Origin of the sequence: Alicycliphilus denitrificans K601 (genome assembly GCF_000204645.1) — a bacterium.
GTDB classification, from domain to species: Bacteria; Pseudomonadota; Gammaproteobacteria; order Burkholderiales; family Burkholderiaceae_C; genus Alicycliphilus; species Alicycliphilus denitrificans.
In genome coordinates this window covers 38,223-51,800 of the sequence record NC_015422.1, presented here as the reverse complement: position 1 = coordinate 51,800, position 13,578 = coordinate 38,223, and the positions used below count along the sequence as shown (strand labels likewise).

The 13,578-nt window shown below is 68.5% G+C and carries 12 protein-coding genes; 7 read left to right on the top strand and 5 right to left on the bottom strand.

The features are described from left to right. Positions 1-74: 74 nt before the first annotated feature. Positions 75-2,306: a heavy metal translocating P-type ATPase gene (locus ALIDE2_RS00225; RefSeq protein WP_013721133.1), complete on the bottom strand. Its 2,232-nt coding sequence runs from the start codon at positions 2,304-2,306 to the stop codon at positions 75-77. Positions 2,307-2,475: 169 nt separating this feature from the next. Here ALIDE2_RS00225 and ALIDE2_RS00220 point away from each other — a divergent pair, with 169 nt between their 5' ends. The 3 genes from ALIDE2_RS00220 (at position 2,476) to ALIDE2_RS00210 (ending at position 5,082) form a co-directional block, all read left to right on the top strand. Continuing rightward, positions 2,476-2,673 carry a heavy-metal-associated domain-containing protein gene (locus ALIDE2_RS00220; protein ID WP_013516962.1) on the top strand — a complete coding sequence of 66 codons (198 nt, stop codon included), beginning with the start codon at positions 2,476-2,478 and terminating at the stop codon, positions 2,671-2,673. Then, positions 2,670-3,107, top strand: coding sequence for a Cu(I)-responsive transcriptional regulator (gene cueR, locus ALIDE2_RS00215; RefSeq protein ID WP_013516961.1), 438 nt, complete (start codon positions 2,670-2,672; stop codon positions 3,105-3,107). Before ALIDE2_RS00220 ends, cueR begins: the two co-directional genes overlap by 4 nt. Before the next feature lie 97 nt (positions 3,108-3,204). After that, entirely contained in the window at positions 3,205-5,082 is a 1,878-nt protein-coding gene (locus ALIDE2_RS00210) for a beta-galactosidase (RefSeq protein WP_013721132.1), read from the top strand. Here ALIDE2_RS00210 and ALIDE2_RS00205 read toward each other — a convergent pair. From ALIDE2_RS00205 to ALIDE2_RS00195, 3 genes are all read right to left on the bottom strand, one after another. Next, a complete protein-coding gene (locus ALIDE2_RS00205; protein WP_420796267.1) occupies positions 5,051-5,338 on the bottom strand; it encodes a DUF3297 family protein in 288 nt (95 codons plus the stop codon). The genes ALIDE2_RS00210 and ALIDE2_RS00205 overlap by 32 nt on opposite strands. A 450-nt stretch (positions 5,339-5,788) precedes the next feature. Next, positions 5,789-7,042, bottom strand: coding sequence for a nucleoside recognition domain-containing protein (locus tag ALIDE2_RS00200; RefSeq protein ID WP_013721130.1), 1,254 nt, complete (start codon positions 7,040-7,042; stop codon positions 5,789-5,791). A 19-nt stretch (positions 7,043-7,061) separates the two neighbouring features. Next, complete coding sequence (locus ALIDE2_RS00195) at positions 7,062-8,003, bottom strand: recombination-associated protein RdgC (RefSeq protein ID WP_013721129.1); 942 nt, start codon at positions 8,001-8,003, stop codon at positions 7,062-7,064. A 216-nt stretch (positions 8,004-8,219) separates the two neighbouring features. Here ALIDE2_RS00195 and ALIDE2_RS00190 point away from each other — a divergent pair, with 216 nt between their 5' ends. After that, on the top strand, positions 8,220-8,813 hold the full coding sequence (locus ALIDE2_RS00190; protein ID WP_013721128.1) for a Spy/CpxP family protein refolding chaperone: 594 nt from the start codon (positions 8,220-8,222) through the stop codon (positions 8,811-8,813). A gap of 114 nt (positions 8,814-8,927) precedes the next feature. Then, positions 8,928-9,533 carry an acyloxyacyl hydrolase gene (locus tag ALIDE2_RS00185; RefSeq protein WP_013516955.1) on the top strand — a complete coding sequence of 202 codons (606 nt, stop codon included), beginning with the start codon at positions 8,928-8,930 and terminating at the stop codon, positions 9,531-9,533. A 259-nt stretch (positions 9,534-9,792) separates the two neighbouring features. Here the strand turns inward: ALIDE2_RS00185 and ALIDE2_RS00180 are convergent, their stop codons facing one another. Continuing rightward, positions 9,793-10,557, bottom strand: a complete 765-nt coding sequence (locus tag ALIDE2_RS00180) for an IclR family transcriptional regulator (RefSeq protein WP_013721127.1) — start codon at positions 10,555-10,557, stop codon at positions 9,793-9,795. Between the two features lie 94 nt (positions 10,558-10,651). On the opposite strand from ALIDE2_RS00180, the gene ALIDE2_RS00175 reads away from it, so the two are divergent. Continuing rightward, on the top strand, positions 10,652-11,452 hold the full coding sequence (locus ALIDE2_RS00175; protein WP_013516953.1) for an enoyl-CoA hydratase: 801 nt from the start codon (positions 10,652-10,654) through the stop codon (positions 11,450-11,452). 14 nt (positions 11,453-11,466) lie between these two features. Further along, positions 11,467-13,560, top strand: coding sequence for an acetate--CoA ligase family protein (locus ALIDE2_RS00170; RefSeq protein WP_013516952.1), 2,094 nt, complete (start codon positions 11,467-11,469; stop codon positions 13,558-13,560). Positions 13,561-13,578 lie beyond the last annotated feature (18 nt).

Sequence of the window (13,578 nt, the reverse complement as noted above, 5' to 3'; positions counted from 1 at the left end):
AATATGCAACAAATTGCTGCGACCTAACAGACAAAATGGAGAATTTGTGGCAATTACTTACATTTTATGCGGTGCTATTCGGCGCGCCAGCGCTTGAGCAACAGGGCGTTGGTCATCACGCTGACCGAGCTCAGCGCCATGGCCGCGCCCGCCACCACGGGGTTCAGGTAGCCCAGCGCCGCCAGCGGTATGCCGGCCACGTTGTAGGCAAAGGCCCAGAACAGGTTCTGGCGGATCTTGGCCACGGTGCGGTGCGACACGTCGAGCGCCGCCGCCACCAGGCGCGGCTCGCCGCGCATCAGCGTGATGCCCGCGGCGTGCATGGCCACGTCGGTGCCGTTGCCCATGGCCATGCCCACGTCGGCCGCGGCCAGCGCCGGCGCGTCGTTCACGCCATCACCCACCATGGCGACCACCTTGCCGCCGACCTTGAGCGCAGCAACGGCCGCCGCCTTGTCGCCGGGCAGCACCTCGGCCATGACCTCCCCCGCCGCAGGGTCCAGGCCCAGGCGGCGCGCCATGGCCTCGGCCGCGCCGCGGTTGTCGCCCGAGATCATCACGCAGCGCACGCCCCGGGCCTTGAGCCGCTCCAGCGCCTCGCGCGCGCCGGGCTTGGGCTCATCGCCGAAGGCCAGCAGGGCGCGGGCCGCCAGCCCCTGGGTGACGCGCTCGGCCACGGCCGACACGGTGGCGCCCTGCCCCTGCAGCGCGGCGGCCTGCCCGGCCAGCGGCCCCAGGTCCACGCCCAGCTCCTGCATCCAGCGCAGGCTGCCCACCAGGTAGCTGCGGCCCGCCACCTCGCCCTCGGTGCCGCGGCCGGGCACGGCGCGCACGCCCTCGGGCTGGGCCAGGGCCAGGCCGCGCTCCTGCGCGGCGGCCACCACCGCGCGCGCCAGCGGATGCTCGCTGCCGCTTTGCACCGCCGCCACGGCGGACAGCAGCGCCGGTTCATCCGATTCAGGATGCGCGTGGAATGCCGTCAGGCGCGGGCGCCCCACGGTCAGCGTGCCGGTCTTGTCAAAGGCCACCGTGCCCACGCGGTGCGCCACCTCCAGCGCCTCGGCGTCTTTGATCAGGATGCCGTACTTCGCGGCCACGCCTGTGCCGGCCATGATGGCTGCGGGCGTCGCCAGGCCCAGCGCGCAGGGGCAGGCGATGACCAGCACCGCCACGGCGCGTATCAGCGCCGTTTCCAGCCCCACGCCGGCCCACAGCCAGCCAGCCAGCGTGACCAGCGCGATCGCGATCACCGCGGGCACGAACACGGCCGACACCTGATCCACCAACCGCTGGATCGGCGCCTTGGCGGCCTGGGCGTCCTCCACCAGGCGGATGATGCGCGCAAGCACTGTTTCGCCGCCCACGGCCGTGACCTGCATCACGATGCGGCCGTCGCCGTTGATGGAGCCGCCGGTCAACGTTCCGCCCGCCTCGCGCACCACGGGCAGGGGCTCGCCGGTCAGCATGGACTCGTCCACCTGCGTGTGTCCCTCCTGGACCAGCCCATCCACGGGAATGCGCTCGCCGGGGCGCACCACCAGGCGGTCGCCGGCCATCACCTCGGCGATGGGCACGTCCACCTCGCCGTCGCGGACCAGCAGGTGCGCCACCTCGGGCCGCAGCGCATGCAGCGCGCGGATGGCCGCCGTGGTCTGGCGCTTGGCCCGCGCCTCCAGCCACTTGCCCAGCAGCACCAGTGTGACGACCACGGCCGAGGCCTCGAAGTACAGGTGCGGCGCGTGGCCCGGCGCGGCCGTCCACCACAGCCACAGCGACAGGCCGTAGCCCGCGCTCGTGCCCAGGGCCACCAGCAGGTCCATGTTGCCCGTGAGCGCCTTCGCCGCATGCCAGCCCGCCTTGTAGAAGCGCGCGCCCAGGATGAACTGCACCGGCGTGGCCAGCAGGAACTGCGCCCAAGCCGGCAACATCCAGTGCCGGCCAAACAGGTCGCCGAACATCGGCAGCACCAGGGGCGCCGACAGCAGCAGGCCGATCGCCACCGACGTGAAGCCGGCCCAGGGCGACTGCTCCGCGGCGGCGTCCGCGTCCTGCTCCGCCACCGAGCGCGGCTCGTAGCCGGCATTGCGCACGGCGCGGCGCAGCACGGCATCCATGCCCGCAGCCGCGGCGGCGTCGACGACGATGTGCGCGCGCTCGGTCGCCAGGTTCACCGTGGCGTCCCGCACGCCCGGCACCTTGCGCAGCGCGCGCTCCACACGGCCCACGCAGCTCGCGCAGGTCATGCCGCCGACACCCAGGTCCAGGGTATCCGGGGCATCGGCAGTTCGAAGGGAGGCAGAGTTCATGGCTGGCATCTTGCAATCAACGATTGGCGCCACCTTAAACCCTGACATGATGGCAGAGTCAAGCATCGCCTCCGACCTTGACTTTGACACCATGTCAGGCTTCATGATGCAGCCGTCGGCCACGCGCTGGCCCGCACTTTCCTCCACAGCCCTCCACGAAAGGACCCCCATGCAATACACGTTCCAAGTCCAGGGAATGACCTGCGGCCACTGCGAGCGCGCCGTGGTGCACGCCGTGCGCCAGGTCGACACCGATGCCATCGTCAAGGTGGACCTGGCCACGGGCCAGGTCGCGGTCGAGAGCGACCAGCCGCGCGAGGTCCTGGCCGCCGCCATCCAGGAAGAGGGCTACAAGGTCGCCGCGTGAGCCGTCAGATCGCCGCACCCGCGCAAGACTGGCCCGTGCCCATAGGCACGGCGGCCGAGCGCGCCGGCGTCTCGGCGCGCATGGTGCGGCACTACGAATCGCTAGGCCTGCTCACCGGCGTGGCCCGCACAAGCAACGGCTACCGCCAGTACACCGAGGCCGACGTGCACACCCTGCGCTTCATCCGCCGCGCGCGCGACCTGGGCTTTTCCATGGAAGAGATCGCCGCCCTGCTCGGCCTGTGGCAGGACAAGGCCCGCGCCAGCAGCCAGGTCAAGCAGATCGCGCAAAAGCACATAGCAAGCCTGAGCGAACGCATCGCCGCCATGCAGGCCATGCAGCGCAGCCTGCAGGCGCTGGTGGGCTGCTGCCATGGGGACGACCGGCCGGACTGCCCCATCCTGGACGACCTTGCCGGGCCGGGCGCGCATTAGGGCTCCTGATGCGTCGGCGACGGACAGGGGATTGCGACGGTCTTCGAGCACGTTCGACTATAAGAGAATATGTGGTTCCCGGCATTCAAGAACGCACATGAACTTCCTTCTCCGCTCAGCCGCAGCACTGCTGTGCTCTCTGTTTGTCGGCGGTGCTGCAACTGCCAAGCCGCAGGTGGCCACCCTCATCGTCATGCCCCAGGATCTGCGTCAGAACCCGCAGATCGTCAGCGACCTACAGCGCCGAGGCATCAACCACGCCACGGTGTACCTTACCTGGGCCGACGTCGAAGCACAGCCGGGCCATTTCGACTTCTCGGCCTACGACCCGTACTTCGACCAGCTCACCCAGGGTGGACTATCGCTTGTCGTCGTGCTCGACATGGGGGGCCGCGCGTACTTCGATGGAACGGGCAAGCATTTCCCCGGCCGCACCACCGTGCCTGAATGGCTGTACAGGCAGGTGCCCGATGGGTTTATGAAGAACTTCTCGGGCCAGTCCACGCCGCAGCCCGACTTCATGAACCCCACGGTGCGCCAGTTCTCGGCCCAGTTCGTGCGCAATGCCGTGGCCCATCTCTCGCAGCGCTATCCCGGGAAGGTCACGGCCTACTCCATCGGCCTGCAAGAAGAGCATGAAATCAAATACGGCCAGACCGGCTACCAGTGGCGCGACTACGCCGACGCCGCGCAGGCTGCCTTCCGCCAGCAAACGGGCGCACCGCTGCCCGTCATCAACTACACCAGCGACATTGCCCTGGGCCTGCCCAGGACGGAGCCGCTGCTGCACGCGCACAAGCAGTTCCGCGAAGCGAATCTGAAGGAGGCCACCTGCTTCTACGCCGACGCCATCCGCAGCCAGGGCGGCCGCGCCATGAGCTACTTTGGCGAACTCTTCACCGCGCACGACGGCATCTACGCCACCAGCGTGGCCGAGCAACTGGCCGACTGCCTGGACATTGCCGTCATCGACTACAACTTCTACGACGGGTACAGCTTGTCGCCCGACGCGCGCGTGCTGCCCATGCTGGCCAACTACATGGCCTCGGTGGGCTACAAGCAGATCATGGTGGGCGCCTATGCCGAGCAGTGGGAGCGCGTGAAAAAATCCACCGAACTCCTGCCCGTCATCAGCCGCACCCTGTCCACCGCGCTGGCGCAGCCGAACGTGATCGGCTACGAGGTGGGCGGTCTGCAGCGCCAACTCGACACGCACCTCACCGGCACGGTGGATCTCGATAAGCTCCAGGCCCTGCGCGTGCAGCCCCCCGTGCCCGCCACTGCCAGCACGGGAAAGAAACTCACCGTGGGCATCCTCGCCTCCACCAGCAACTACTACGTATGGCACGGGGACCGCAGCGGCGGCGTCAACGTGCACCGCGAGGCGCTGCTCGAAGCCTACAACCTCCTGAGCACGCAGCCGGGCTTCGACGTCCACGTCATCGGTGAAAAGAACCTGCAGGAAGACGATCTGCTGCAGCGCCTGAACGCCATCGTAGTTCCACACCAAGCCGCCCTGCCCGCATCCATCAAGCAGCAGCTCAAGGCCTACTGGAAAAAGGGCGGCACGCTGGTCCAGGACATGCGCCTTGGCGAATTCGATGAGAACGGCAAACCCGTCTACGACTGGATGCACGAGGTTTTCGGCATCGAGAACATTACGTGGAGGCCGCGCGGCGGCATCTTCCTGACGGACGACGGCCAGATCCTGCGCCTGAAACCTGCGCGCAAGCTGTACACGGGCTACGCGGCCATGACCCCGCGTCCTGGCTATCGCCTGCTGGCCACCGACATCCTCAACAAGCGCCAAGGCATCATGGTGCGTGGCGAACGGACGCTGGTGTTCGGCTTTACGCCGCAATTGGTCGAAGATGCCACCCAGGCCATGTGGCAGCAGATTTTCGTGCGCGAAATCGCCAACGCCGTGCGATGCCCCACACTCGCTACTTGTAAAACGCCTCCACGCTCCCCTTGAGCGTGATAAGCAGCGGCCGCCCCCTGCGGTCCAGCGTCTTGCCCGCGGGCACCTTGATCCAGCCCTCGCTCACACAGTACTCCTCCACGTCGAAGCGCTCCTTGCCGTTGAAGCGGATGCCTATGTCGGCTTGCTGCTGGAACACGGCCGCCACGTGGTAGGGGCTGCGCGGGTCTACGGCCAGATGGTCGGGCAGGGGAATCAGGGCGGAATCGGTCACGGGAAGAGTCTCGGAAGAAAACGGACGGGCCCGCATTGTCCCGCAATCGCGCGGCCGCGACGGTCCGCACGCTTCATAGCTCCTGAAAAAATAGCTATCTGCGCCTGTTAGTAAAGCGCTTGGGCCACTTTTCACTCAAAAACCACGCCTGTGGATAAGTCTGCGGAGCGTTCCGGCACAACCCGCAGCTTATGCACAGGCGCAGGCCGGATCGCGGGCTTGTCCCCATTCGCGCGACAGCGGGCGCCCGTTCCCGTCCCCATGCTTTGGCACACTGCAAGTGGTTGATACGCAAAGTAAAAACTGGTTTGCCCACAGCCGGGCCGGGCCTCTACTACTACGACTATTCTTTATAAGAACATTAAAGAACAACCAGGAACGAACCGGAGCGCCGCGCAAAAGCTCCCTGCCCGGCCGCGCCGGTGCGTGGCGAAGCGGTACTCTGCCGGGTATTTGAGGGAGGAAAGGGAGCCGACCGGCCGCCGGTCAGCGCAGCATGGCGTAGCCCACGCCGATGGCGGCGATGAGCCCCACGGCGTCGGCCAGCAGCGCGCAGGCGAGCGCGTGGCGCGTGTGCTTCACGCCCACGCTGCCGAAGTACACGGCCAGCACGTAGAAGGTGGTCTCGGTGGAGCCCTGGATGATGGCGGCCAGGCGCCCCACGAAGGAGTCCACGCCGTGCGTCTGCAGCACGTCGATCATCAGGCCGCGCGCGCCCGCGCCCGAGAGCACCTTCATCAGCCCCACGGGCAGGGCGGGCAGGAAGTCGGTGTTCCAGCCCAGCGCCGCCACGCCCGCGCCCAGGGCGGCCAGTAGCGCGTCCATGCAGCCGGCGGCGCGGAACACGCCGATGGCTACCAGAATGGCGATCAGGTAGGGAATGATCTGCACGGCAACGCCAAAGCCCTCCTTGGCGCCGTCGATGAACGCGTAGTACATGTTCACGCGGCGCCAGGCGCCGGCCAGCAGGAAGAGCGCCACCACGCCCAGGATGACGGCCGCGCCCGTGGTGCCCGCCACCTGGGCCGCGCGCTCGGCAGGCAGGCGCGAGAGGGCCGCCACGGCCGCCGCCAGCAGGCTGCCCACGGCCAGCAGCGGCAGCAGCAGTCGCGCGCGCCACAGCGGCAGGCGCTGCGCCACGGCCACGGACAGCACGCCTGCAAGCAGCGAGGCGAAGGTGACCAGCAGCGTGGGCAGGAAGATATCCGCCGCGTTGAAGCCCGCGCCCAACCCCTGCTTGAGCGCCACGCTCTGGCGTATGGCGATGACCGAGGTCGGTATCAGCGTGAGCCCAGCCGTGTTCATGACCACGAACATGATCTGCGCGTTGCTGGCCTGGCCTTCGGGCTCGCGGTTCAGGGTCTGCAGCTCCTGCATGGCCTTCAGGCCCAGCGGCGTGGCGGCGTTGTCCAGCCCCAGCAGGTTGGCCGATATGTTCAGCGTCATCGCGCCCTGGGCCGGGTGGCCCGCGGGCACGCCGGGAAACAGCCGCCGCAAGAGCGGCCCGGCCAGGCGCGCCAGCAGCTCCACCATGCCGGCCTGCTCGCCCACGCGCATCAGGCCCAGCCACAGCGCCATGATGCCGGCCAGGCCCAGCGAGATCTCGAAGCCCGCGCGCGCGCCGTCGAACATCGCCGACAGCAGGGCCTGGAAAATGCCCGCCTCGCCCAGCAGCCAGCGCACGGCGGCGGTGGCGAAGGCGATCAGGAAGAAGGCGGTCCAGACCCGGTTGAGCGCCATGGCTTAGAGGCTGGAAGGGCTAGAAAGGCGCGCCGCCGTCGTCCTGCGGGGGCTGTGCGGGTGAGCCCAGCTCGGTGCGCCCTTCCCCGCCCAGCGCTTCGATCAGGTCGGGGATGAGCTTGGAGAGCTCACCCGTGGCGATGGCCACGTCGGCGTCGAAGCCGCCATCGTCCTGCGGCTGGCCCTCGAACACCGTGTCCAGGAAGGCCAACTTCTTGAGCTGCAGCCCCTCGGTGAGCACGAAGCTCACGCGGTCGTCCCAGGTCATGGCCAGCTTGGTGGGCAGCTTGCCGGCCTGGATGTGGGCCTGCACTTCCTCGATGTCCAGCGGGTGGCGCGCGTAGCGCACCACGGCCTTGCTCTCGTCCGCGGCCTTGAGCTCGCATTCGCGGTCGATGGAGAAGCCCGCGGGCGGCTCCTGCTCCTTGAGCCAGTGGGCCATGGCGGCCTGCGGGCTGGTTTGCGTATCGACGAGCGCGACCGACAGGCCCGGCAGCGCCTCGACCAGGGCCGTGACGACCTCGTCGGCACGGCCCTGGGCGCCCGTGTCCAGCACCAGCAGCCGCGCCTCGCAGTCCACCCACAACCAGGTCGATCCCTGCTTGGTGAAGGCCATGGGCAGCAGGTCGAGCTTGGCCTCGTCCTTCAGTTCGCGCGTTTCCTTCTTGCCGGGCTTGCGGCCGGTTTGCTGCTCGATCTGCGCGGCCTTCTCCTTGACCTTGCGCGCCAGCACCGTGCCCGGCAGCATCTTGGACTCGGTCATGAAGCGCAGGATCCACTGCCCGCCCACACTCTCGGCTAGCAGGCCATGGGCCTCGCCGCGCGGCGGCACCCAGCCGCTGGACTTTTCCTGCGTCGCGCCGCATTCTTGGAACGGTGCCTTGGCCAGAGCCTCCTCCAGCTGGGTCAGCTCTGCATGCCACTCGGGGGCGATGCGGTACACGATGATGTTCTTGAACACTGGAGACGCTTCCTTTTTAATAGCTTACAGCGCTTTATGGTAAAGCGCTAAGGCCTGTTTTTGCTTGAAATTACAGACTGCGGGCGCGGCGCGTGCGGCGCGGCCTGGCAGAACTTTACACAGGTGCAGGATTCGCACACGGTGGCGTTACACGGGCGCCGCACATTACTTCTCAAGCGCCGGGGTGGTCCCGGCGACGCAAGAAAGGAAGTCACCATGACCCGTTTCAAGATCACCCAGCGCCTGGCCTGCACCGCCCTGGCGGCCGCGTTGGCCGGCATGGCCATCCCGTCCATGGCCCAACCCGCGCCAGGCGCCGGCCCCACCGCGGAACAGGCGCAGCGCCAGGGTCCGCGCGCCATGACACCCGAGCAGCGCCAGCAGTTCATGCTCCAGCGCGCCGAGGCCTTCAAGCAGAAGCTGCAGCTCACGCCCGCGCAGGAGCCGGCCTGGAACACCTTCATGCAGTCCATGCGGCCGGACGCCGGATCGCGCAAGGCCTGGTTGGAAATGAAGGACATGGACAAGCTCACCATCCCCGAGCGCATCGACCGCATGCGGGCCATCCGCGCGCAGCGCGCGGCCGAGATGGACCGCCGCGGCGACGCGGTGAAGGCCTTCTACGCCACGCTGACGCCGGCCCAGCAAAAGACCTTCGACGCCGAGGGCACGCGCATGTATGGCCGGCGCGGCGCCCAATGGGACAGGCACATGGGCGATCACAAGGGCGACTGGCGTGGCCCCAGGAACGGCATGCACCGCCATGGCCCGGGCCCCATGCCGGCACCCGGCGCGCCCGCGGCGCAATGACCTCCCTCCACGGCCGCATGCCACGGCCGTGGCCTATGGCGCAGAGGATGCATGGGCTCATGGTTGTGGCTACAGTTGTTACGCTTGTGCGACACAACATCGTGGATGGATAGCATGCAACCTCTCGTCTCCCCTGGTCTCCTTTGCTTATCCGGCGCAGGCAGGCACGGCCGCCGCCCTCTTCTCTCGGCCACGGCCGCCTGCCTGCTTTGCGCCATTCCCCCCGCCTTCGCGCAGCAGGCTGCGCATTCCCCGTCGGTCTACCTGCAGGCCAGCCGCGCGCAGCACGGCACCGACGCCGTCACGCTCGGCGCCACCCTGCCCTTCGGCACATGGAGCATGCCGCTGTGGGGCGGCGAGCTGCGCGGGCATTGGGACATGTACCTGAGCCGCTGGTCCTTCGACGGCATCGCCGGCCACGACAGCACCCTGGTGTTGGGCGTCAAGCCCACGCTGCGCCTGCGCCCGGACCAGGGCCGCTCCGCGTGGTTCTGGGAGGCCGGCGTGGGCGGCACCCTGGCCAACCATCGCTACCGCACGGCGGAGCGCGAGTTCAGCACGCGCTTCAACTTCGCCTCCTACCTGGGCGTGGGCATCAACCTCGGCGCGCGGCGCCAGCACGAGCTGCTGCTGAGCGTGGAGCATCTCTCCAACGCCAGCATCAAGAAACCCAACCCCGGGCTGAACTTCGTGCACCTGCGCTACGCGCTGCACTTCTGACGCCCGCTGTGGACAAGGCTGGGGATGGCCGGCCAGTGAACTGTCGCTTGTCCACAGAAACGGGCCGCGCGCGGAAGTTGTTCCCTTTTCGCGCGCGGGTTGCACCGCCCTCCGGGCACAGGCTTGGCCATACCGCAAGTGCTTGCAGCCATTGGACAAAAGCACCTTGTCCACAAAAAATGGGCGGCTCTACTACTACCACCATGTATTGATAAATACCTTGATGGAATAACAGCGGGGCTGGCCGTGCCGATGCGCTTCAGGCGCCGCCGGCCTGGTTCGACACCAGCTGGTCCATGAGGAGCCGCGCCATCTCCCGCTTGCGCTCGGGTGGCAGGCGGGGCGTGATGGCGCCGAAGCTGATGGCAGCCAGCGTGCCGGTCGACGCCGCGAACGTGGCGCCCACGCCTGATACGCCGACGGTGAGCGTGTCCACGATGTCGGCGTAGCCGGCGGCGCGCGTACGCCGCACGGCCTGTTGCAGGCGCTCGCGCGTGAAGCAAGCCTGGGTGTATTCCTCCACGTGGCGGTCGAAGATGCGCTCCACCTCGGCGTCGGAGAGCTGCGCCATCAGCGCCAGCCCGCCCGCGCCCAAACCCAGCAGCCGGCGCCCGCCCACGTCGGTGGTGAACACCTTGACCGGGAAATGCCCTTCCTCGCGGTGCAGGCACAGGCAGTAGTCGCCCTGGCGTATCACGAGGAATACCGTGTCGCCCGACATGCGCGCCAGCCGCTGCATGAGCGGGCGGCAGTGGTCCACCAGCGGCACGCGCCGCATCGAGGCGAAGCCCAGCTGCATCGCGTCCAGGCCCAGGCGGTAGGCCTTGCTCCCGGGGTCGCGCTCGGCGAACTGCTCCTCCACCAGGCAGGACAGAAGGCGGTGGGCCGTGGAGCGCTCCAGGCCAGAGGCGGCCATGACCTCGGTGAGGCGGATGCCGTCCTCCTGGTGCTGCGCCAGCAGGCGCAGCAGCTGCAATGCCCGGCGCAGGCTCTGCGCGCCGGCGGTTCCCTGTGGTGTATCCATATTGTGGGAAAAAAGTCGGTTGTTGTTTGTTATGCAGGAATTCGCAAGTCTAGACTGCCCGCAGACCTGCTACCGATTCAATGGAGACAGCCCCATGGCGTTTGACACCCTCGAAATAGAAAACCACGGCGCGGTGCGCCGCATCCTGCTGGCGCGCGAGGCCCAGCGCAATGCCCAAAGCCAGCAGATGCTCGACGAGCTGATGACCGCTCTGGACGACGCCCGGCATGACGACGGCGTACATGCCGTAGTGATCGGCGGCAAGGGCGCGCATTTCTCGGCCGGGCACGACCTCAAGCAGGCCCAGGCCGAACGCTCCAGCTTTACGGTGGAGGAGCGCTGGGCCTACGAGGAGCTGCGCTACTTCGACTACTCGCTGCGCATATGGGACTTTCCCAAGCCCACCATCGCCCAGGTGCAGGGCGCCTGCGTGGCCGGCGGTTTCATGATCGCCAACATGTGCGACCTGGTGGTGGCCGGCGAGTCGGCGTATTTTTCCGACCCCGTGGGCCACACGCTGGGTGCGGCGGCCACCGAGGTACTGATCCACCCCTGGGTGATGGGCGCGCGCAAGGCCAAGGAACTGCTGTTCACGGGCGGCAGGCTCAGTGCCAGCGAGGCGCACGCCATCGGCATGGTCAACCGCGTGGTGAGCGATGCCGGGCTGGGCGAGTCCACGCTGGCCCTCGCGCAGCAGATCGCCAAGGCGCCGCCTTTCGGCCTGCGGCTGATCAAGCGATCGATCAACCGTACGCTGGACGCCCAGGGCCTGCGCACGGCACTGGCCGCGCATTTCGACACGCACCAGCTGTCGCACCTGAGCGAGGGTTTTCTGACGGCGCGCGACCGGGGCCTGGCCAACGCGATCCAGAAGAACCGGGAAGCATCCGCCTGAGGCGCGCCGCACCCATGACGACGCACCGCCTGGAACCACTGCTGAACCCGGCATCCATTGCCATCGTGGGCGCCAGCAGCAATCCCGCGCGCATCGGCGGCATGCCGCTGGCGCACCTGACGAGGTTCGGCTACGCCGGCCGGATCTACCCCATCAACCCCAAGTACGAGGAAGTGTTCGGCCTGCGCTGCTGGCGCGACATCGAGGCCCTGCCCGCCGCGCCCGACCTGGCGGTGCTGGCGATCGCCGCGCAGGACGTGCTGCCCATGCTCCGGCGCTGCGCGGCCAAGGGCGTGCGCGCCGCCATCGTCTACGCTGCGGGCTTTGCCGAGGCGGGCGCGCAGGGCGCGGCGCTGCAGGCCGAGCTGGAAGCCTTCGTCGCCGGCACGGACATGGTGGTCGCGGGCCCCAATGCCATGGGCTTCGCCAACCTGAACAGCCAGGCGCACACCAGCTTCGCCTCGGTGTTCAACACCGCGCCCATGCAACAGGGCCCCGGCAGCGTGAGCCTGCTCACGCAAAGCGGCAACGTGTGCGCGGCGGTGTATGCCATTGCGCGGCGCCTGGGCGTGGACTTCAGCCACTTCATCAACACCGGCAACGAGGCCTGCGTGGACTTTGCGCAGTACCTTGAATACCTGGCGCAGGACGCTGCCACGCAGGTCTGCGTGGGCTACATGGAGGAACTGCGCGACGGCCCGCGCTTCATCGCCGCGGCCGAGGAGTTCGCCAGGCGCGACAAGCTGCTCGTCCTCTACAAGGCGGGCGAGACCGACAAGGGCGCGCAGGCCGTGCGCTCGCACACCTCGGCGCTGGCGGGCGACCAGGCCATCTACCGGGCCGCCTTCCGGCAGCTGGACATCATCCAGAGCCACGATTTCGTGCAGATGGCGCAGCTGGCGCACCTGGCGGGCTACCGCCACAGGCGCGCGGGCCGGCGCGTGGCCATCATCACCATCAGCGGCGCGCTGGGCGCCATCCTGGCCGACAAGTTCATCGGCGCGGGCCTGGATGTGCCCACGCTGCCGCAGGCGCTGCAGGACCAGCTGCGCGCGGGCATTCCCGACTACGGCATGGTCTCCAACCCCGTGGACGTGACGGGCAACGTGGTCAACGACCCCGGCTTCGTGCGCACGGCCATGCAGGCGCTGGCGCAAAGCGATGCGGTGGACACCGTGCTCGTCTACGCGCCGGGCTACCTGCTCGACCGCATGGCCGACGACCTGTGCGCCGTGTCTCGGCAGTACCCCAAGCTGTTCGTGGCCATAGACACCGGCGCCGCCACGGCGCGCGAGCAGCTGCGCGCCGGCGGCGTGCCGGTGTTCGAGGACATAGGCGTGGCGACCTCGGCGCTCGCGCCCTTCCTGCTGTGGCAGGAGCGGCGCCGGCGCAACCGCTGGATGGCCGTGCGCCGGCAATCCGCCCCTGCCCGCGCGGCACTGCCGGACAGCCTGGACGAATACCGCACCAAGCGGCTGCTCGCGCAGCATGGCGTGCCCGCCGCCCCCGAGCGCGTGGCCGCCACGGCCGACGAAGCGGCGGCGGCGGCTGATGCGATCGGCTATCCGGTAGTGATCAAGGTGCTGTCGCCCGACATCGCCCACAAGACCGAGGCTGGCGGCGTGCGCCTGCGCCTGGCGGATGCCGCCCAGGTGCGCCAGGCCTTCGGCGAAGTGCTGGCCAGCTGCCGCCGCCACGACCCGCGGGCGCGCATCGAGGGCATCCTCGTCTGCAGGATGGAATCGGGCGTGGCCGAGCTCATCGTGGGCGCCACGCGCGACCCGGTGTTCGGCATGACGCTCACCGTCGGCCTGGGCGGCGTGCTGACCGAGCTCTACCAGGACGTGAGCCACCGCGTGCTGCCCGTGGACGAGGCCATGGCCCGCGAGATGCTGGGCGAGCTCAAGGCCTTCCCGCTGCTTGCCGGCTACCGTGGCCGCCCGCCGGGCGACGTGGATGCCGCGTGCGCTGCGATCGCCGCCTTCTCGCGCGCCGTGCTCGCCTTGGGCGACCAGGTGGCCGAGGTCGAGGTCAATCCGCTGCTCGTCAAGGAGGCGGGCCAGGGGGCCTGCATGCTCGACGCGCTGGCGATCCCCTCGGGCCAATGACTTTTTTTCACCACCACA